This window comes from Arthrobacter cryoconiti (assembly GCF_020905375.1).
GTDB lineage: Bacteria > Actinomycetota > Actinomycetes > Actinomycetales > Micrococcaceae > Specibacter > Specibacter cryoconiti.
In genome coordinates this window covers 1-15,881 of sequence record NZ_JAJJBU010000027.1, presented here as the reverse complement: position 1 = coordinate 15,881, position 15,881 = coordinate 1, and the positions used below count along the sequence as shown (strand labels likewise).

General features: G+C 58.8%; 29 protein-coding genes. 11 read left to right on the top strand and 18 right to left on the bottom strand.

Annotated elements, in window-relative coordinates:
• Positions 1-10: 10 nt before the first annotated feature.
• The 5 genes from LOH53_RS13415 to LOH53_RS13400 all read left to right on the top strand — a co-directional run bounded on the left by LOH53_RS13415 (position 11) and on the right by LOH53_RS13400 (position 4,807).
• Entirely contained in the window at positions 11-676 is a 666-nt protein-coding gene (locus tag LOH53_RS13415) for a hypothetical protein (protein ID WP_230068260.1), read from the top strand.
• Between the two features lie 114 nt (positions 677-790).
• Positions 791-1,204, top strand: coding sequence for a DUF4238 domain-containing protein (locus LOH53_RS16855; RefSeq protein WP_268251179.1), 414 nt, complete (start codon positions 791-793; stop codon positions 1,202-1,204).
• Between the two features lie 14 nt (positions 1,205-1,218).
• Positions 1,219-1,680 carry a DUF4238 domain-containing protein gene (locus tag LOH53_RS16850; RefSeq protein WP_268251178.1) on the top strand — a complete coding sequence of 154 codons (462 nt, stop codon included), beginning with the start codon at positions 1,219-1,221 and terminating at the stop codon, positions 1,678-1,680.
• A 423-nt stretch (positions 1,681-2,103) separates the two neighbouring features.
• Positions 2,104-4,491, top strand: coding sequence for a P-loop NTPase family protein (locus LOH53_RS13405; RefSeq protein ID WP_230068259.1), 2,388 nt, complete (start codon positions 2,104-2,106; stop codon positions 4,489-4,491).
• A gap of 22 nt (positions 4,492-4,513) precedes the next feature.
• Positions 4,514-4,807: a hypothetical protein gene (locus tag LOH53_RS13400; RefSeq protein WP_230068258.1), complete on the top strand. Its 294-nt coding sequence runs from the start codon at positions 4,514-4,516 to the stop codon at positions 4,805-4,807.
• Positions 4,808-4,907: 100 nt separating this feature from the next.
• Here the strand turns inward: LOH53_RS13400 and LOH53_RS13395 are convergent, their stop codons facing one another.
• From LOH53_RS13395 to LOH53_RS13365, 7 genes are all read right to left on the bottom strand, one after another.
• The gene (locus tag LOH53_RS13395; RefSeq protein WP_230068257.1) at positions 4,908-5,360 is read right to left on the bottom strand and encodes a hypothetical protein; all 453 of its coding nucleotides are present in this window, start codon (positions 5,358-5,360) and stop codon (positions 4,908-4,910) included.
• A 175-nt stretch (positions 5,361-5,535) separates the two neighbouring features.
• The gene (locus tag LOH53_RS13390) at positions 5,536-5,916 is read right to left on the bottom strand and encodes a hypothetical protein (protein WP_230068256.1); all 381 of its coding nucleotides are present in this window, start codon (positions 5,914-5,916) and stop codon (positions 5,536-5,538) included.
• Positions 5,917-6,008: 92 nt separating this feature from the next.
• Positions 6,009-6,590, bottom strand: coding sequence for a hypothetical protein (locus LOH53_RS13385; RefSeq protein WP_230068255.1), 582 nt, complete (start codon positions 6,588-6,590; stop codon positions 6,009-6,011).
• Positions 6,587-7,051: a glutaredoxin family protein gene (locus LOH53_RS13380; protein WP_230068254.1), complete on the bottom strand. Its 465-nt coding sequence runs from the start codon at positions 7,049-7,051 to the stop codon at positions 6,587-6,589. Before LOH53_RS13380 ends, LOH53_RS13385 begins: the two co-directional genes overlap by 4 nt.
• Before the next feature lie 66 nt (positions 7,052-7,117).
• Positions 7,118-7,342 carry a hypothetical protein gene (locus LOH53_RS13375; RefSeq protein ID WP_230068253.1) on the bottom strand — a complete coding sequence of 75 codons (225 nt, stop codon included), beginning with the start codon at positions 7,340-7,342 and terminating at the stop codon, positions 7,118-7,120.
• 483 nt (positions 7,343-7,825) lie between these two features.
• On the bottom strand, positions 7,826-8,086 hold the full coding sequence (locus LOH53_RS13370; protein ID WP_230068252.1) for a hypothetical protein: 261 nt from the start codon (positions 8,084-8,086) through the stop codon (positions 7,826-7,828).
• On the bottom strand, positions 8,083-8,451 hold the full coding sequence (locus LOH53_RS13365; protein WP_230068251.1) for a hypothetical protein: 369 nt from the start codon (positions 8,449-8,451) through the stop codon (positions 8,083-8,085). The genes LOH53_RS13370 and LOH53_RS13365 overlap by 4 nt, the downstream gene beginning before the upstream one ends.
• Before the next feature lie 70 nt (positions 8,452-8,521).
• Here LOH53_RS13365 and LOH53_RS13360 point away from each other — a divergent pair, with 70 nt between their 5' ends.
• Genes LOH53_RS13360 through LOH53_RS13350 form a run of 3 tightly spaced genes read left to right on the top strand, consistent with a single transcriptional unit; the run spans position 8,522 to position 10,334 of the window.
• Complete coding sequence (locus LOH53_RS13360) at positions 8,522-8,977, top strand: HD domain-containing protein (protein ID WP_230068250.1); 456 nt, start codon at positions 8,522-8,524, stop codon at positions 8,975-8,977.
• Between the two features lie 59 nt (positions 8,978-9,036).
• Positions 9,037-9,786 carry a hypothetical protein gene (locus tag LOH53_RS13355; RefSeq protein WP_230068249.1) on the top strand — a complete coding sequence of 250 codons (750 nt, stop codon included), beginning with the start codon at positions 9,037-9,039 and terminating at the stop codon, positions 9,784-9,786.
• Positions 9,783-10,334: a hypothetical protein gene (locus LOH53_RS13350; RefSeq protein WP_230068248.1), complete on the top strand. Its 552-nt coding sequence runs from the start codon at positions 9,783-9,785 to the stop codon at positions 10,332-10,334. The genes LOH53_RS13355 and LOH53_RS13350 overlap by 4 nt, the downstream gene beginning before the upstream one ends.
• Positions 10,335-10,388: 54 nt before the next feature.
• Here the strand turns inward: LOH53_RS13350 and LOH53_RS13345 are convergent, their stop codons facing one another.
• The 7 genes from LOH53_RS13345 to LOH53_RS13315 all read right to left on the bottom strand — a co-directional run bounded on the left by LOH53_RS13345 (position 10,389) and on the right by LOH53_RS13315 (position 13,535).
• Positions 10,389-10,760 carry a DUF3846 domain-containing protein gene (locus LOH53_RS13345; RefSeq protein WP_230068247.1) on the bottom strand — a complete coding sequence of 124 codons (372 nt, stop codon included), beginning with the start codon at positions 10,758-10,760 and terminating at the stop codon, positions 10,389-10,391.
• 72 nt (positions 10,761-10,832) lie between these two features.
• Entirely contained in the window at positions 10,833-11,036 is a 204-nt protein-coding gene (locus LOH53_RS13340) for a hypothetical protein (protein WP_230068246.1), read from the bottom strand.
• A 536-nt stretch (positions 11,037-11,572) separates the two neighbouring features.
• Entirely contained in the window at positions 11,573-12,097 is a 525-nt protein-coding gene (locus tag LOH53_RS13335) for a DUF6611 family protein (protein WP_230068245.1), read from the bottom strand.
• Positions 12,094-12,339, bottom strand: coding sequence for a hypothetical protein (locus LOH53_RS13330; protein WP_230068244.1), 246 nt, complete (start codon positions 12,337-12,339; stop codon positions 12,094-12,096). The genes LOH53_RS13335 and LOH53_RS13330 overlap by 4 nt, the downstream gene beginning before the upstream one ends.
• 41 nt (positions 12,340-12,380) lie before the next feature.
• The gene (locus tag LOH53_RS13325) at positions 12,381-12,578 is read right to left on the bottom strand and encodes a hypothetical protein (protein ID WP_230068243.1); all 198 of its coding nucleotides are present in this window, start codon (positions 12,576-12,578) and stop codon (positions 12,381-12,383) included.
• Positions 12,579-12,700: 122 nt separating this feature from the next.
• The gene (locus LOH53_RS13320) at positions 12,701-12,982 is read right to left on the bottom strand and encodes a DUF2314 domain-containing protein (protein ID WP_230068242.1); all 282 of its coding nucleotides are present in this window, start codon (positions 12,980-12,982) and stop codon (positions 12,701-12,703) included.
• Between the two features lie 52 nt (positions 12,983-13,034).
• Complete coding sequence (locus LOH53_RS13315) at positions 13,035-13,535, bottom strand: hypothetical protein (RefSeq protein ID WP_230068241.1); 501 nt, start codon at positions 13,533-13,535, stop codon at positions 13,035-13,037.
• 174 nt (positions 13,536-13,709) lie between these two features.
• Between LOH53_RS13315 and LOH53_RS13310 the strand changes: the two genes are divergently transcribed.
• From LOH53_RS13310 to LOH53_RS13300, 3 genes are read left to right on the top strand one after another with little or no spacing between them, the layout of a single operon-like run.
• On the top strand, positions 13,710-13,856 hold the full coding sequence (locus LOH53_RS13310; protein WP_230068240.1) for a hypothetical protein: 147 nt from the start codon (positions 13,710-13,712) through the stop codon (positions 13,854-13,856).
• Between the two features lie 6 nt (positions 13,857-13,862).
• Positions 13,863-14,354 (top strand): hypothetical protein, encoded by a 492-nt coding sequence (locus LOH53_RS13305; RefSeq protein WP_230068239.1) that lies wholly within the window; start codon positions 13,863-13,865, stop codon positions 14,352-14,354.
• 58 nt (positions 14,355-14,412) lie between these two features.
• A complete protein-coding gene (locus LOH53_RS13300; protein ID WP_230068238.1) occupies positions 14,413-14,700 on the top strand; it encodes a hypothetical protein in 288 nt (95 codons plus the stop codon).
• 33 nt (positions 14,701-14,733) lie between these two features.
• On the opposite strand, the gene LOH53_RS13295 is transcribed toward LOH53_RS13300, so the two are convergent.
• The 4 genes from LOH53_RS13295 to LOH53_RS13280 all read right to left on the bottom strand — a co-directional run bounded on the left by LOH53_RS13295 (position 14,734) and on the right by LOH53_RS13280 (position 15,846).
• Positions 14,734-15,129 carry a zinc finger domain-containing protein gene (locus tag LOH53_RS13295; protein ID WP_230068237.1) on the bottom strand — a complete coding sequence of 132 codons (396 nt, stop codon included), beginning with the start codon at positions 15,127-15,129 and terminating at the stop codon, positions 14,734-14,736.
• Positions 15,126-15,443, bottom strand: coding sequence for a hypothetical protein (locus LOH53_RS13290; RefSeq protein WP_230068236.1), 318 nt, complete (start codon positions 15,441-15,443; stop codon positions 15,126-15,128). The genes LOH53_RS13295 and LOH53_RS13290 overlap by 4 nt, the downstream gene beginning before the upstream one ends.
• A 46-nt stretch (positions 15,444-15,489) precedes the next feature.
• Positions 15,490-15,627 carry a hypothetical protein gene (locus LOH53_RS13285; RefSeq protein ID WP_230068235.1) on the bottom strand — a complete coding sequence of 46 codons (138 nt, stop codon included), beginning with the start codon at positions 15,625-15,627 and terminating at the stop codon, positions 15,490-15,492.
• Positions 15,628-15,708: 81 nt separating this feature from the next.
• Positions 15,709-15,846, bottom strand: coding sequence for a hypothetical protein (locus LOH53_RS13280; RefSeq protein ID WP_230068234.1), 138 nt, complete (start codon positions 15,844-15,846; stop codon positions 15,709-15,711).
• Positions 15,847-15,881 lie beyond the last annotated feature (35 nt).

Here is a 15,881-nt window from a genome sequence, read left to right as displayed (position 1 = left end):
AGGACCCCAGATGAACCGCAAGATGAAAATCATCCTTGGCGTGGCAGTGCTGGTTGCCGTCATCTTGGTCATGGCCGCCGGCATGATCTCCAAGGCCAAGGAACAACCACCCCAAGGGCAACAAGCTATCGTCCACCCCACGGTCCAGAGCCCCGAGCCGGTAAGCCAGGGTGATGACCCCAACCTGGCCAGCCCCGTTCCGGAGTCGGACAGTGACCGAATCAAAGCCACGGTTCAGGGCTTCATCCTCGCTTACGGGGGCCAGAGCTGGGATGATCCAACCCCCACATCCTGGATTGGCAGGGCGCAGGAATTCACCACTAAAAGCTATGCCAACCGACTCAATCAACTCTTCGGAAAAGCCAATGCCGGCCCCGCCTGGTCGGACTTCGTGGCACACAAAACCGTGCGTCAACCGCTGATTGATGAGATGAGAATTGTGCGGACGCAAGGCTTTAGCAAGGGGGTGGTGACGGTGATCGTGGACTACAGAATCACCACCGCTATGGACGGGGGAACCCCTGATTCCTTTGAATCCTTCAACCGCATGGTGCAGGTGGCCAACGTCAACAAGGACTGGTTGGTGGATGACTTCGGGGACGTTGCGGCCGGCTATGCCCCAGATTCAGGAGGCGTCCCCACAGCTCCTAATGTTGCCCCGACAGTTGGGGACTAGCTAGCGCGGAGTCGTCGGCCGAAGAGCCTTATAGTCTTCTCAGTGAGTGGGGCACAACTACGATGATTTAGGATGCAGCTGGCCTCTGCGCTACAAGGAATCGAGGGCGACAGAATGAGCGCCATGACCATCAGGCAGCACTATGTCTCTCGGGCCCTTATCGCCCGGTTCTCCAATAGCCCGGAGCTTAAGAACGGGCTTGTGGGCCAGTTCGATGTCGTCAATGGCAGGTGCATGCGCGCCGTTTCCCCCAGAAGTATTGGGTTTGAGTCATATTTCATAAAGTACGACGGCGATCGAATGGAAGAGCTGTGGGGGACGGTTGAGAGACCTATGGGGGAGGTTTTCAACGCACTAAGAGATGATCCCTCGGATCTTCTCCAGGCAAAGCAGTCACACATCAAAGACTTCATGGCTTTGCATTTTGCGAGAAGCCTGGAAGCTCAGAGGATCCATATTGAGACCTTGCTCAAACCGAGGCGCGAACTAGGGCCAATAAGGAGATGCAGACCAGGCTTGCCAGGTTGAGGTATGGCCTTGACATGGCTGAATCACCTTCGATTCTTAGGGAAATGGCCGATGTTGTGCTGGATCCCATATATGCGCTGGAAGATCATGGATCCCCTTTTCAGAAGTGGGTCGAAGAGGTTTTCCAGAGGACGCGTGAACATCTGGCGAACTACAGTCTCTCCCTCCGTCCTGCACCAGATGGTTCAGAATTTCTCTTAGGAGATTGTCCCGCTGTGGGTATAGCTCCGGGGATGAATCCACGAAGGCGCCCGCCCCTTTTTGATGCCAAAGCATTGATCCTCCCACTATCCCCGGGGGTCGCTGCGATGGCCTACCCATCAGATCGTGGGGAGCCGGAATATTCCGTTGATGACGCCGATGATGGTGTTGTGTTGGCAATTAATCATGGTCAGATCGCACAGTCACACAAGCGAGTGTTCTTCAGACCTGATAGCGGGCATTCAGCGACAGTGCGGAACTATCTCGGAATCTGAGGCGGGCCCCAACAACGGAACCAGGGGAGGGATGCCGGCGCTCAGGCCGGCATCCCTCCCCTTTGTCATGTCGCATTCCAAGGAATGGGCGCTGGCAACAGCTGCTGCATGAGGGGAACCTGGGCGATGGTTGGCAACACAGGTGAACGCACTACCCCAGGGCACAGAGGTGCAACAGGGGGGAATGTGAGGGTGAGTTTGAGGACTCTGTCCTGCATGATGCCTGCATCCAGAACGCGCAGCACATATATTGCTAACGCTGGGAAGGGGATATCTAGACTCGAAGTAGCGGAGATCTCCGATGAATCGGGATTCCTCACCGAGTCTAGTACCCTTGTCAAGTTAATAGCAACGGGGTTTTGTCCGGATTGGACGGATCGCGGCACCTCTTGTTGGTAGGAATGCCTACCAATGAGGAGCCTCATGCCGATCAAACAGAAGACCAAGCCCCTGGCGCCCGCGAGGCCGATGGAGCCAGCTGTACACCAGTGGGGCTATGAGCGTATTCAGTCCGAGATCACGCCAACCCTGAAACCCAAGACCCAGAACTGGGGATATGCCGTGGCTGCATTGCCGGCGGCCGCGTTGGTCTATTCAGGGGCACAGATTATCCAGAGCAACTCGGGGGCAGTTGGGCCCGGGCTTTTGGGCACTGGAGTTGCGTGTGCCGGCGTGACGGCCTTGGGGCTGAGGAAGAAGGAACGGGACGCCATCGCGGATCGATCCACGGAGGACATCGCGGTCCTGACTTCAACCTATTTGACCCGCAAGTGCTTCAAGGTCTTGCGCTGGAAGGGCGGCTGGATCGGCTACCCGGAAAAGGTCAGGGTCAGGTACGCCCAAGGAGCGGCCAACATCCCAACCCTCAAAGAAGATCTGATCGAAAAGCTCTCCAACAGGATCGGACTGCAGTACCGCCTGGTGAAGGAAGATCCGCGCCGCCGGCAATTCATCTTCCAGGTCGCACCCATTGAGGAGGCTGAAGAGGAGGAAGCCCCGGATGTGCTCACCGAGCGCGTCACGAAGGTGGTGACCAAACTCTTTTCAGCACAAAACGCCGAACCCCCGAACATCGACCTGACCTGGGATGAGGGGAAGCTCTCCAAGATCCATGTCCACCACGATATCGGTTACAACCTCACTGGCGCCATGGTGCGAAAGGACAAAGCCCACAAGCTCTCGGTTATGATCCCGGGTAGGTGGAAGGTTGCCTGGGACACCGAGGAAGACACCGCCACCTTCACCTTGCGCCCCGATCTGCCTACCAAGATTGACCACCCTGCGATTCCACATATGGTGGGGTCGCCCTTGGAGAACTACCACACCCCAATCCGGTACGGCGTGGACGAAACCGGCGAGCATATGGCCTGGCGGCCCTGGCTGGATCCGATGATGTTGATCGTCGGACGTACCGGACGAGGCAAGACCGTAGTGGCCCACAGCATTCTCACTGAACTGGCTGCCAGGGGATGGATGATCGATGTCTCGGACGCCAAGCTCATTGAATTCATCGGATACAAGGATTGGCCCAACGTCCGGTGCGTCGGGGCCATCCTGGAAGAACAGGTCCGGCTGGTCCATGCAGCACTGGAGCTCATGCAGGATCGGTACGCCCAAATCGTCAACGGCGAAGCAAAAGAAGAGGACTTCCAGCCCTACTGCCTGTTCCTGGACGAATATGCCCTCTTCCGCGAAGACCTGGCTGACTGGTACTCAGAAATCAAGCGCTCCGGTGAACCGGCCAAGGTTCCCACCCCGCGCAAGGTCAACGCGGTCCTTCGTGCCGGCCGCACAGCCCGTGTCCACTTCGTACTGCTCACCCAGCGCCCTGACGCCGAAGTGCTCGGATCGGGTGAACCACGACTCAACCTCAGCTGCAGGGTTTCCATGGGTCCCCTGGATATGGACGGTGCCCGCATGATGTGGAGTAGCCCGTCTGCCGGGGTAGCGGTGGCCACCAACATCCGCGGCCGTGGAACCACCCGGAATGAGGCAGGGGAGATCGTGGACTTCCAGGCCTACTGGACCCCAGATCCCCGCAAAGCAACAAGCGAAGAAGACTGGAAGATTCTCGACGGACTGAGGCCCGCGAAGGAGATCCACGAGAAGCTCAAGATCATCCTGCCCAAGGCCTCCGTGTATGACGAGAAGTCTCAGGAGGTTTTGCCGCCCAGCTATTCGGAGTATGCGGCAGCCAAGATGGTCCCCGTGGATTACAGCCCCCCAGAAGAGGACGAGGAAACGGACGATCCCCTCGGTCAGGAAAATGCCGACGAGGACGCAGAAACGACTGCAGCTGAAACCGCAGGACCGGCGCCGAAAGATGAACTGGAAGATGAAGAGGCCGGCGGGATCGATATCGAGAGGAGCATTCTGCGACTGGTCCGGACGGGGGCTGATGAGCCAGATGATGAGGCGACTCCAGCTCGACCTGCTCGGGCAGAACGCCCACAACGTTCCTCCGGGTCGGAACGCCCACAACATGGCACCGCGCGCGGGGAGAGGGCGGCAGTCGCCTCGGTGACCGAGCTGCGGATCAGACAACGCCTCGAAGAGGAAGCCGCAGAGGTTGATGAGGAGGGCACGGACGAAGGTTTCGGGGAGATAAGGACGATGTCCATCGAGACCATCGAGCCCGGTGCGAAAGTTCTTCTCGATGAGGCTGAAGGGACCTGGGCCATCGTTTCAGATTCCATGCCGGACGAGGCCGAAGAAGATCACTGGGTACTCTCCTGCGTCACGGACGACGGCATGGATGAAGCAATGGTTGCCCCGCATGGAGAACTGTTCTCCGTGCGCTTGCCAGCATGATGACGAAAGGAAAGGAATAGCCATGGAGACACGAACTAACGATGAAGATGTCGTCACTATCATCATGATCCTGCTGAGCACCGGGGTGATCGGCAGCATCAGTCTGGTGGGGTTCCTCAAGCCCATCCAGGAGTGGGCCATCAAACAGGGCCTGCTGGTCCCAGGGGACCTGTCCGATGTCCGCTTCCCCTGGGACCAGAGCGTGGGCCTGGACTGGGGGAGGATTCTTATCGTGGCCGGCCTGGTGGCCTTGGCCGTCGTGGGCTCGCTGTTCGCTTTGGTCCGTCGCAATCGCCGTCGCACCACGGTGGACTAACCGCTTCGAAACGCGCTGATACACTCAACAACGCGATGGCCCATCCGGTGTCCCCCAATGTCCGGATGGGCCATTCTTGTGCCTGAAAGGTATTGCCTGGTTACTCAGGCTTCGTTGCCGCTGCGGCGGATCCACGGCGCAAAGCTCTCACCCAGACAGCCGTTACCCCGGCCACCGCGGCAATTTCATCAGCGGGGTGGGTCAAGGGGATCTCGACAATGAGCTTGGCCCGCTGTTCTTTGAGTTGCGCGAGCTCTGCATCCTGGTGGGCCAATTTGGCCCTCTGCGAGGCGATGGCTTCCAGGGGGCCCTCCTGTTCCAGGTCCGGGAATGCTTCCCTGGCAAGATCTGCCTCCTTCCCCTTGATTCGGAGATAGAAGGGTTGCCGGCTAATGCCGGCAGCTTTGACCAGGTCGTTGACGGAGCGATCTGAGGCTTTGGCCGCCTGCCGGACGGCGGTAACCAGGTCTTCAATCACCTGGTCTCTTTCAGCGACTATCCTGCCCAGGTCTTCCTTGACTTGGCGGAGGGCTTTCAGCGGTTTGGTTGTCATCGCTGATCGCCTGCTTCCGGTGTACGTGGGGGAGTTGCCGCGGCCCATGTGGTGGTTGGTTGAAGCAGCATCTTCATGAGGCGTTCGAGCCTACTTGTTTGGGTGGTCTTCATGGTTCTCTCAATTCGCGCATCTGTGTGGGTTCGGAAGCTGGTGGCCGAGCTGGGGCGATGGGTTAGTAGGTAAGTTTTCCCAGGGCGGAGAGCTGCAGGATGCAGTCGTCGGTCTCGGCGTCCAGATCGCCTTGGCAGGAATCGCCAGACTCCAAGGACTGTTGGATGCGGGTGCGGAGATTTTGCGCCATGCGGGTTTCCCCGGCAGAGATCCGCTGCATTGAATCAAGGATTTTCGCCCCGTCGATGATGATCCGAGGGTGCTGTTCCAAGGTGGGCTGGTATCCGTTGTGGCGTGGCTCCAGTTCGACCTCGGTGATAAAGCCGTCCTCCTCGCGCCGGGTTATCCGGTGAAAGATGGCCCAGGTCTCGGAGGCTCCCGACTCGACGGCGTTGGTGAGGACATCCGCCGAAAGGTCGTCCAAGTCTGCTTGAGATGGCATGATTAATCCTTTCTATTTACTCAATCTGACATATATAAGATTATGAGCTGGATATCGAAGTGTCAAGTGACTTTTTGGAAGTCATGCCAGGGTCAGGAAAACGGGGTCTTGGGACGAATGGAGAGAATGACTGAGCGCCAGAGTTTGCGGCCGTCACTGGCTCGTGGGCCAAGGGGGAGAAGTTGAAGGATGGCATTGATGCAGGCGATGGCTCCGGCCGTCCCCAGGGGGTTGCCAAGTGCCGCCAGGCTGTTTCCCCCCAGCAGCCACAGAAGATAACCGGCCGCCAGTTCCAGGGCAGGGCCGGCGGCACTCACCGCGATCTGCTGCCGGCTTGAACAGGCCGAGGCGCTGACGAAGAATCGCCATCCCAGGTTCAGGAAGTGGTGGCGCCGCCCGAGGAGAGAGTTCGCCATCATGTGCCCGGTTTCATGGGGAATGATGGTGGCTAGAAGTAGGGCTCCACAGAGCATGAAGTCCCGCCAGACTGGCAGGGTGGGCAGCACGCCGGCCAGGGCCTGAGCGAGGGGCAATGCCAGGACGGAGCCACTGGCAAGTAGCCCGAATTGGACAATGAGACCTGGTCGCAGAATGACCAGGTGGTTGAGCATGAAAAAGCGGACGGCACAACGGGGATTTCCGCTGCGCCGCCCGCTATCGGGGACTGCTCTCATGATGCCTGCTGGGTGCCCTGCAGCAGCCCCGTGAGGGCCGCGCCTGGTTGGACGCCCGCGGCGTGATCGGCCTGCTCTGCAAGGGCCCAGCTGGCTTCATCCAGGAGGTCGTCACGTTCACCGTCTGTCAGGTCCTCGGAATAGCCTCTGCTGACGGCCAGTTGCATCACCGCGTCGGGGTCATCGCTGAATCCCTGAAGAGAGGGCACTGAAGTTGCGGCAGCGAGTGCCTTGATCCGGTCGGGTCGGAAGCCATGCCAATGCTCACCATTGGCCTCCGTGACAGGAACTGAGGTGTAACCCAGATCCTCGACGTGCTTTTGGGCTGCGGGATCCAGCCTGGTGTCTCGATACTGAAAGGCGATGCCCGCTTTGGTCAGAGCCAGAATTGATACCTTGCATTGCCCGCAGGCTGCGTGCCCGTAAAGCGTTACGGCCTCAGCCGTTGAATGGTCGTCCATAACTGCTCTCCCTTGTTTGGATGCTTACACCAACACAAGGGGCCGTCATTCCTTTAATCCGGACGGTTACAGGCGTTTTTTGTTGGCTGGTTGCGCGGATGCGGGTGCGCCGTGGGCGGCAAGGTAGAGCGAGACCATGCGGCGGCAAAAGGACGCATTGGTGGACATCAGGGATTCGATTGCCTCAGGGGTCTGAGCATCCCAGCCTAGGCCGGACATGGTGAGACTGGCAGCGGCCCAGTGGGCAATCTTCGACGAATCAATGCTGAGGTGGAGGTTGATTTGCACCACGATCCTCCTCCCTCTTGGACTCAGTGCCGGCCGTCGGTGGGGCGGGAACTGCGGGGGATTCGTGGCCGGTGCTCCATAGGTGTGAAGCGAACATGACCTAACCCTTCATTACTCAATCTGACATATATAAATCTAGAGTCAGTAGAGTCCCTTGTCAAGCATGTTTCGCCGGTCTTCTCGGAGGCTGTTGGGGAGCTGGGGCGCCGGCCGTGGCTACTGGAGGCGTGACGGCTGCGGATCTCCTGGCGCGAGGGGGAGTTAAAAAGGAGACCCCCACCAGGTAAGAAAGGCTCAATTGTCAGATCGAGTTTTCCCTGGTGGGGGCCACGGGCAGTTGGAAGATGTGCGTCTAGCCTTCTGCTGCATTGAGATTAGCTCAAAAAGCGGTTGTGTTTCCATTTCCGGGCCGTTTACGATGGTTGAAGAGGTGGCCCCAAATCTCTTGTCGAGTCCGAGGGGCCACCTCTTCATGTTGCCGGGGTCTTATTTCTCCCGCAAAAGATGCAGGCATTTCATCTCGTGAGCTTTGGCCGCATCCAATACCTGGGCCAGTCCATCCCTCTCGCCTGGTCCGGCATGGCGATGCTTGCTGCTGTCATAGAAGAGCTCAATAATCTGTCCCAGAAGATGAGCCCTTGCTGCCATCTCTCCAGCTGTTGTTGGCTGCCCAAGGGAGGGGAGTAGCTCCAGCTTGGCGTTAAGCATGGCTTTGAGGTCGTCGTCCAGAAACTCTTCCATCGTCAAGGGGCCCCCATTTCGTGGAGGTCGGCGGCTCTGTCGGCCGGCCACCGGCCTGTGAGGAAATGATACGGATGCTCGGCCACCGAGCGTCCGTCTTCGCCGATCCAGGACTTGTTGCCGTGGAGCCTATATAGAAGCACGTAGGTGATTCCGGGTTGGGCGAGGACGATGGACGCGGCCCAATCGTGCGCCAGGGAGGCTTGATTGAAGCGCGGCGGGTGCCAATTCAGCGAATCGCTCCAGTGCGAAAGAAGAACGGTGAACTCCTCGGTCAAGGCCGGCTCATGGTGATTGGCTGCCTGCCGAAAGTGGTGGAACGGGGATGCGGTGAGAGTCATTTTCAACCTATCTATATATCGATCTGACATATATAAAATATAGCCCCAGAGGGTGCATGTCAATCTTGTTTCTTAGTCAGGATTCAAATAGACTGGACGCATGGAAACAGCAAGCGAAGTCATTGCCAAGGCCGCTGAAGTGGCCACCGCGGCACATGCCGGCCAGGTGGATAAGAGCGGAGCAGACTACATTGGCCACCCTGCCAGGGTGGCTTCAAATGTTCGCCGACTCTTCCCGGACGCCCCCGATGAGGCAGTGGCGGTGGCTTGGCTTCACGACGTTGCAGAAGACACTGAAGTTGGCTGCGCGCAGCTGCTGGAAATGGGCTTCACTGCAGACGTGGTTGCCGGCGTGGATGCCATGACGAAAAGGCAGGCGGAGCCGGTTGAGGAGTATTTCTCCAGGGTTCGGGCCAATCTTCTTGCCAGGATGGTTAAGGCTGCCGATTTGAAGGACAACACCGATCCGGCGAGAGTGGCCATGCTGGACCAGGTGACCGCGCAGCGGTTGCGGGTGAAGTACGACAACGCCTACCGCTTGTTGGGTGAGGCCTAGTGTGTAAGTCGTGTGCTGAGGGTGGTGCGAGGTGTCGAGATGTTCGTCGGCTTGCCGCATTGACCCATTCGGACCTCTTGCCGGATTCAGTCCCAGGGCGTCCCGATGTCGTTTGGAGCGTTGGACACCATGTCGAACCCGAGCTTGCAGAGCTTTGGGAAGCGTCCTCCCGTGAGCGGCAGCTGCCCCGCCCGGTGGTGGCGGAGGCTGTGGGCACGCTTGCGGATATCTCCCAGGAAGAGCCGGCTATTACCTCGGCCGTGATGAGCGCGGTGCCTGCCGGTGCCAAGGCACATGGGCTGGAGTTTCGCGTCAAGTCTCCATCATCCCTGGCTAGGAAGATTCATGACCGGGTGAAGCTTGCTGCCCGCTCTGAGCACCCCAAGACCCCGGCTGAGGTTGCTGCCGGTATGACGGACATTGTCCGGTACACGATTGAAGCGCGGGATCATGATGCCCTGGTACCGACGGCCAAGGCCTCTATTAGAAAATTGACGAGCCAAGGGTTTGAAGTCGTGGAAGCCGAACACTCCTACGTTGATGGGAGCGGCTACAAGGGGCTGCATCTGCTGGTGAGAAGCCCAACGGGAAGAACCTTTGAACTGCAGTTCCATTCGGCCAGATCCCAGCAGGTCAAGGACGATGTCCATCTGGTCTATGAGGACGCCAGGAGGTTGGATCCAGGAGACCCTGGGCGCCCGATACTTGAGGCCAAAATGAAGTCCATGAGCAACGGCCTGCCTCAGCCACCAGGGATCGACAGTTTGAGAAGGCTCGGCGGCGTACCAGTACAGGTGAGGAAAAAATGAGCGAGCAGTTCACTTTTGAAAAGGTCCAGGATGAGAACGGCAACCTGCTGTGGCTTGGAGCAAGGGCCTTGAAGTCACCGCGGAATTTCTTCGTCTGGGTTCCAAACACCAGCTCCTGGCACCGCTATCCAGAATTGGAACCAGGTGCCGGCTACGTTGACGGGGTTGTCTTTGAGCCCAGCACACCGGAGGAGATCCAGGAGCTTATTCCAGGCAATCGCAGGATTGATGAGAGGGCACTGGGTTGGGTGGTGGACGAATTCCGGGCGCAGCCGGCAGCAGAAATCAGATCATCAGTCGATTTGGGGCTGCCGGCATCCGCGGGCCCGCAGCCTACCCGTGGCCTTGATCTTCCGGCCCTGCCGGAGGGGGAGTGGATTACCTTGAAGGCGTATCCGGAGGATGGATATCGGCGGGCCATCTCCCTTGCCAGTGACATTCGCCAGGGCAAGCGGAAGAAGCTTCTCATGGAAGGGTTTCACCTTGATGCCCGAGTGGAAGCCGTGCCGGCAGGGTTCGAGCTCCAGATCCGCAAGGTTAAGGGCTAAGCCCTCCCAGAAGAAGCCCGGGGTCAGGAGGTTGCCCCGGCCCCGGGCCTATCCTCAGGCGGCCTTGTTGAGGATTTCCAGCAGTCGGCCGGCGGTCAGTTCCTCCGGGGCGTCTACGCTCTCGCCGTCTCCATCGACACCCACGACGACCATGGGCCCGTTGATGGTGTCCCAAGGGTGGATCTTCTCGATGGAATGCATGATGGCCGTTGCCCGCACGTTCACCGGAAGGTTGAGGACCTTGCCTTCTTCGTTGACGTAAGCGCACCAGCTGTCCGCTGAGGCCCCGTTGAAATCGCCGCCGGGGACTGACTCGATGTAGCCCCCAACCTGACTCTGGAGGCTGACCAGGCCCGCTTCGATGTCGGTTGCCGTGGCGGGCTCCAAGGGGCTAGCCGGGATGATGAGTACCTTGATGAGTGACATTGTGAAACCTCTCTTTTATTCGATCTGACATATATAATCTATCGAACTTATTGGAGTGGTGTCAACCTAGTTTCATGACCGTCTTTGGGTGTGGTCCGAGGCTTCGATTGGGGAGCTGGCAGGGGAGAGGCTAAGGAATCGCTCAAGGGTGGCCTGGATGCTGAAATAGGCGGCGGCCGCACTGGTGTGCCCTGCCTGTTGGAGCTCGATGACGTCAGCTTTGGCGACTTCGAGTTGGTACTCAAGCTCTTCATTGCTGATGGGTGGGGTTGCCATGTGCTTGCTCCGCGGTGCTGGTTGGTGGGCTGAAATTCACGACTTGGGTGAACGTGGATGGCAATTGCAGTCGCAGGGAAATTCGGTGCAGAGCTCGTGCCTGGCGTGGAAGCATGCGCCTGTTACCAAGGGCAGAAAGGTTCGGGGTTCCACGGAGGCTGTTGGTGCGGGAGTGGCGGTGTCCAGGTCGATGCTGAAGCTTTGGGCGTTGGCCTTTCGGAAAGACCTGCTCGGCGTCCCGGAAAGGCCTCGGGTGGTCTGCTGTGGGTGACTCGCGTCGAGGGCCGGCCTGTCACAATGAGCGGCCTGGGAAGGTGTCTGGACGGTTCCGTGGGCCTGCCGGGGGTGTCGTGGCCGGACGGGACTGGGAACTGTTTTCCTGAGTACGTGTGACATATTTTGCCCTGGTCTCTGCGTTGCGTCTCCGTGGTTGGAAAGCTCCTCTGTACCAACCCAAGGTGACTTGATCTGGCTGTTTCGGACAGCTGTCTCGCCGATGTTCGTAGTCGGTTCTCGGAGCCGTAAAGGAGGGGGAGTCAGTTGCCGATTTGGGCAGCTCGTTCGTAGAGCTGCGCCCAGTGGAACTCGTATTGAGCGGGGGTGAGCTGGCCGTTTCGGTCCAGGTCGTCAAAGCGCTTGGCTAGCGAATCAAGTTCGGCCAGTGGGCCATACGTTGAGGGTATCCCGCCCCGGCGAATATCCAGGGAAACAATTTGGCAATTTTGGAGGGGTCTTCCGGCCTGTAGGCGAGTGATTGTAACGCCGAGAACCCAAAGTGTGATTGCGGCACCTATGCCAACCAGAGCCCCGATGACTCCCCCGAAGAGGAAGAAAATGCAGGCGCCCAGGTGTACGGCGAAGACCCACCCAAATGTTCGGAACCCTCTTGCCACGGCGATTAGCTTGGCCTCTTCTGAGGTGGTCCCTGGGGGAAAGATGACCAGCGAGAGGGTGGCGCGGCCGGTGGCCATGCTCACTGGTAATTGGGGGGCTTCAAAGCGGCCCCACTTGAGGGTCGTGGTGGCTAAGCATTCAACTGCTTGAGAGAGTGATCTGGTCATTTGCCGGTGCCATTCGTGGTGGTGGACGTGGCCTTCATGGCAGCAACCAGGCGGTTTTTCATGAAGTAGCCTTTCCCCTGCCCTAGGTCGCCGAGAAAGAACAGGTTGGCTCTTTTGCGGTCAGCGTCTTTGGCTACCCTGGCAATGTCGAGGGTGGAGAGTGCGCCGGGTGCGGTGGTTGCTCGGGAGAGTGTGGACCCGGGCTTGGAAGTGTTGCCTAGGCTGGTCATTTGGGAGGACATGAGTGTTCTCGCTTTCAGGGGGTGTGGTTAGCGGAGCTCGTTTAGGTGTCGTCGCTGGTGACTTCCCAGTTGACGATTTCGTAGGTGCTGTCTCCATCTGCGCCAATCCCGGAGATTTCGCTCGGGTCGGCTCCTTCGAGTTCTTCAAGGATTGCCTGTGCCTGGTCTTCACGGCTGGCAAACTTACCTTCGGTGCGTTCTGTGGACACCTCGACGGTGAACGTGAATCGATGGGCCATTGGTCGGTTCCTCTCTCAGTAGTCGCCGTTGATATTTGTCGTTGCGCTTGGGTGCACTATCAACTCAAGGTGTCTGCATCTGGCTGTTTCGGACATAGCGGCCTGGCTTGCACTTGTCTGGGCTAGTTTTCGATGTCCAGGATGTTGTCGAGGCTGAAGGTGATGGTGTCCCCGCGTGCCAGCACAGCGTCCAGAAGAAACGGAGCATTCTCCAGCGTCCCCTGGAGATCTCGCCCGTGGCGGTGGGTTATACGGACCCACATTCCTTCAATCCATCCCTGGCTCTCAAAACGGATCTTCACAAGGTTTCCTGGGCGCAAGGGAGCCTTGTCCTCGGCGGAGGGGGTTTGGTATTGGTCGGGATGTTCGGCGCTGAGTTTGAGCGCATTGGCCAGGGTAACCATGGCATGTCCTTTTCTGCGTGGGGGGCAGCCTGCGGGCCGCCCCCCACGACTGTTAGGCGTTCATGGATTGAGGAAATCCCTGGTCTCGCGTCCAGTCCCAGGAGCACTCGTCCAGTCCGCGCCATTCTTGCTTTCCAGGGCGGTGGGGGATACCCACCTTGGGCCAATCCACCAGGGCGCCGTCGATGAATTTGCGAATCAACGTGATGAATTTGCAGGTTTCCGATTCCGCCCAGTCAGGGCTCTCGCAGGCCTGGTATTCGAAGCAGGCAGCCGCCTGGAATACCTGCATCCAAACAAAGGGGGAGACGGTGGCCTCGATCAGCTCGGCAACAGGCTGCCAAGTGTATTCGTAGGGCTTTTCGTCCTCGGAGTAGCGGTAGTTGACCGAGGCGTAGTTGGCGTTGACCAACATTTGCCCCGTCTGGTCAGCCGTGGCGACTGCTGCGGGATCGACTGCCTCCTTGTTCGGAATGCCCAGCCCTCCTGTGATGACCATTGCGGCCGTGGTCAGAAGATCCACGGTGTCCTTGCTGGTAATGAAAGCGCTCATGACTTCCACCTTTCTTTAACTCGATCTGACATATATAAATATACGCCCGAGTGTTTCGCCTGTCAACCAAGTTTCGGAAGGTTATGAGGTCCAAATATGCAGATCAGGAAATTTTGGCTTGGGACGCAAAAGGACGGGAAGGCCAGGCGTTCGGTGTGGGCCTAGGATGAGTCCATGATTCTGGTGGGAACGGTAGCCAATGCCGATGATGAGACAAGCCGTATTGAGGCGGTCGATGATGACTACGTCAAGGCCCTGACGAAGCTAAATACATTGGTTCCGGACGGTTGCAGGCTGATCTCCATCCGAGTGACCAGGTAGGCGGAGATGGCTAACTCGGCCCCGTCAGGCGACAGCGTCACGGCTGCGGCGTATGCCAAGGCGGCTGGGCTGGACAAGGAGCTGCTGACCTGGCTCATTGAGACTGGATATATTCTTCACGACGGAAAATTCGGCCCGAACTACTACATCGGCAGATCTCGGTCCATCACCAATGAGCAGCTGCTCATGACTGCCCGTTTCGCCTATGAATCGGCGGTGGAGAGCTTCGCAGCAATTGCAATGAAGATGCAGGGCATCCTGGCGCACGTCATTGACGAGTCCGCGGAGATTCTGGAGAACGGGTTGAGTGTCGTTGGCGAACCAGGCATTCACATGGAGTCGATGGAAAGCACGTACCGCGGTCAGGGCGGATTCGATCAGCTTCGCAGGGACATAAGCATGGCCTGGATGAGCGTCACCATCCTCCAGGGCCATTTGTCCAGGAATGACGAGCTGGAACGGGTGCTTGGAGGGCGCCGTGGGTTCCGGCGGGAGTAGAGCGGGGCTGAAGTCTGGCGGTGGGGAGGGCCCTCATCGGCTTCGCACTGACCTTACTGTGACAAGCAACCCGTCAGGGCTCCTGGTCATTGTCTCAGTAGCTTCAACGTTTCTAGCCGTAAATGCCACCATTGAATCCTGGGCCTCACGGATGGAAGTCTATGATGACGGCACGGGGTTGGAATTCGAGAGCAAAGACCCTGTCGTGCTCGATGTGTTGACGGGCGCAACCGTCCACGACTTACCCAATGCTCACCGCATGGCGATGAGGATATTGAACCGTCGTCGGGGTTATGACTACGAGATTGCCGATTTGTTCATCGCTGATTTGGACTCTGTTGGGTGACGCAGAGGGCATTGCAAGGTGGCTGGCTTTGTCTCAGGCTTCGGCGTAGGCCGTGTATTCGTTGGCGAACGCTACGAACCGCACGGCGGCTATGTACTGGTTGCATTCGGGGTCGTAGCCGTCGCTGATCCTGCGGAGCGCGGTCACTTTGGCGTCTAGTGGATAGTCCACGCACGCGAGCAAATCGCCTTTGTTGAGGTTGAAACGGGGGTCGTCCTCGCGGAGCTCAAAAACCATTTCTTCGGTGCGGAATCGCGTTTTGGCGTGATCCCAGCGGGCCGCGTGTGAGCTTTGGGCCGGTGCCCCGCCGCTGGTGTGGCACGCTTCGCCTTTCCCTGCCTGGCAGCGGGGGCAGGCTACGCGGCGGACGGGGCTTGTTTCCTGGGTTTCGCTCGCGCTGTGCTGTTCGGCGCTGGTTGGGGTAATCATTGTTTGTCCTCCGTGGTGTCGTGGCGGTTTAGGGTCATTGCGGCGGCTTCCCTGGCCGTCTCAGAGGCTTTATGGACGTGCGCGGCGCATTGGGCCATGGCAACGGTTTCAGCTTCCGTGGCGGCGTTCTGGCTGGTTCCGATACGGCCGAGCATTAGGGCGATCGTGTCAAGGGCTGCCGCGAGTTTGTACGTGGCAGCTGATGCATCAGCGGCTGTGGCCCCTTCCGCCGTGAGGTCAAGGACAAGGCTCATTGCGTAAACGGCCGAGTTGGCCGTGTCCGCTGCCTGGTCTAGCGGTCCTGCGTTGGTCATGTCGCTCGGCTCTCTGTTTGGCTGTTTCCGTTGCGGTCTCTGGGGTTCATGCTGGCGTTGCGATTGGCTTCCACACTACTGGGGTGATGGTGAAGTCGAAGGGCATGTTTTCGGTGCTGTAGGTATCGCTGCCGTCGGATCCGTCGGCGGCTTCCCAGCCGCTGATGTTGGTGGTTCCGTCCATGGTGAGGGCGGTTGCGATGAGGCCGATTTCGAAGCGCTCCCATTCGCGGATGATGTCGGGTCCGTCGGCGGGGGCGTCTTTTCAGGCGTCCAGGAGGATGGTTGCCTGGTCTCTGGTGAGTAGCCAGGCGTTGTCGTCAATGAACGGGTCCCGGGTGACGTTCGGGAGGGTGACGGGCAAGGGGAGGGGGTAGCCGGCGATGATGATGGTGGGTGCCATGATTTTCCTACCTTGATTCGGGGGGGGGGGGGGGG

Coding starts and splice junctions, on each gene's coding strand:
- LOH53_RS13405 (WP_230068259.1), top strand. CDS start 2,104: ATGCCGATCAAACAGAAGACCAAGCCCCTGGCGCCCGCGAGGCCGATG.
- LOH53_RS13395 (WP_230068257.1), bottom strand. CDS start 5,360: ATGACAACCAAACCGCTGAAAGCCCTCCGCCAAGTCAAGGAAGACCTG.
- LOH53_RS13315 (WP_230068241.1), bottom strand. CDS start 13,535: ATGAGCGCTTTCATTACCAGCAAGGACACCGTGGATCTTCTGACCACG.
- LOH53_RS16850 (WP_268251178.1), top strand. CDS start 1,219: ATGGCTGAATCACCTTCGATTCTTAGGGAAATGGCCGATGTTGTGCTG.
- LOH53_RS13360 (WP_230068250.1), top strand. CDS start 8,522: ATGGAAACAGCAAGCGAAGTCATTGCCAAGGCCGCTGAAGTGGCCACC.
- LOH53_RS13345 (WP_230068247.1), bottom strand. CDS start 10,760: ATGTCACTCATCAAGGTACTCATCATCCCGGCTAGCCCCTTGGAGCCC.
- LOH53_RS13350 (WP_230068248.1), top strand. CDS start 9,783: ATGAGCGAGCAGTTCACTTTTGAAAAGGTCCAGGATGAGAACGGCAAC.
- LOH53_RS13390 (WP_230068256.1), bottom strand. CDS start 5,916: ATGCCATCTCAAGCAGACTTGGACGACCTTTCGGCGGATGTCCTCACC.
- LOH53_RS13325 (WP_230068243.1), bottom strand. CDS start 12,578: ATGGCCCATCGATTCACGTTCACCGTCGAGGTGTCCACAGAACGCACC.
- LOH53_RS13295 (WP_230068237.1), bottom strand. CDS start 15,129: ATGATTACCCCAACCAGCGCCGAACAGCACAGCGCGAGCGAAACCCAG.
- LOH53_RS13415 (WP_230068260.1), top strand. CDS start 11: ATGAACCGCAAGATGAAAATCATCCTTGGCGTGGCAGTGCTGGTTGCC.
- LOH53_RS16855 (WP_268251179.1), top strand. CDS start 791: ATGAGCGCCATGACCATCAGGCAGCACTATGTCTCTCGGGCCCTTATC.
- LOH53_RS13280 (WP_230068234.1), bottom strand. CDS start 15,846: ATGGCACCCACCATCATCATCGCCGGCTACCCCCTCCCCTTGCCCGTC.
- LOH53_RS13335 (WP_230068245.1), bottom strand. CDS start 12,097: ATGACCAGATCACTCTCTCAAGCAGTTGAATGCTTAGCCACCACGACC.
- LOH53_RS13320 (WP_230068242.1), bottom strand. CDS start 12,982: ATGGTTACCCTGGCCAATGCGCTCAAACTCAGCGCCGAACATCCCGAC.
- LOH53_RS13305 (WP_230068239.1), top strand. CDS start 13,863: ATGGCTAACTCGGCCCCGTCAGGCGACAGCGTCACGGCTGCGGCGTAT.
- LOH53_RS13380 (WP_230068254.1), bottom strand. CDS start 7,051: ATGGACGACCATTCAACGGCTGAGGCCGTAACGCTTTACGGGCACGCA.
- LOH53_RS13285 (WP_230068235.1), bottom strand. CDS start 15,627: ATGGACGGAACCACCAACATCAGCGGCTGGGAAGCCGCCGACGGATCC.
- LOH53_RS13290 (WP_230068236.1), bottom strand. CDS start 15,443: ATGACCAACGCAGGACCGCTAGACCAGGCAGCGGACACGGCCAACTCG.
- LOH53_RS13365 (WP_230068251.1), bottom strand. CDS start 8,451: ATGTCAGATCGATATATAGATAGGTTGAAAATGACTCTCACCGCATCC.
- LOH53_RS13400 (WP_230068258.1), top strand. CDS start 4,514: ATGGAGACACGAACTAACGATGAAGATGTCGTCACTATCATCATGATC.
- LOH53_RS13385 (WP_230068255.1), bottom strand. CDS start 6,590: ATGAGAGCAGTCCCCGATAGCGGGCGGCGCAGCGGAAATCCCCGTTGT.
- LOH53_RS13310 (WP_230068240.1), top strand. CDS start 13,710: ATGATTCTGGTGGGAACGGTAGCCAATGCCGATGATGAGACAAGCCGT.
- LOH53_RS13330 (WP_230068244.1), bottom strand. CDS start 12,339: ATGTCCTCCCAAATGACCAGCCTAGGCAACACTTCCAAGCCCGGGTCC.
- LOH53_RS13340 (WP_230068246.1), bottom strand. CDS start 11,036: ATGGCAACCCCACCCATCAGCAATGAAGAGCTTGAGTACCAACTCGAA.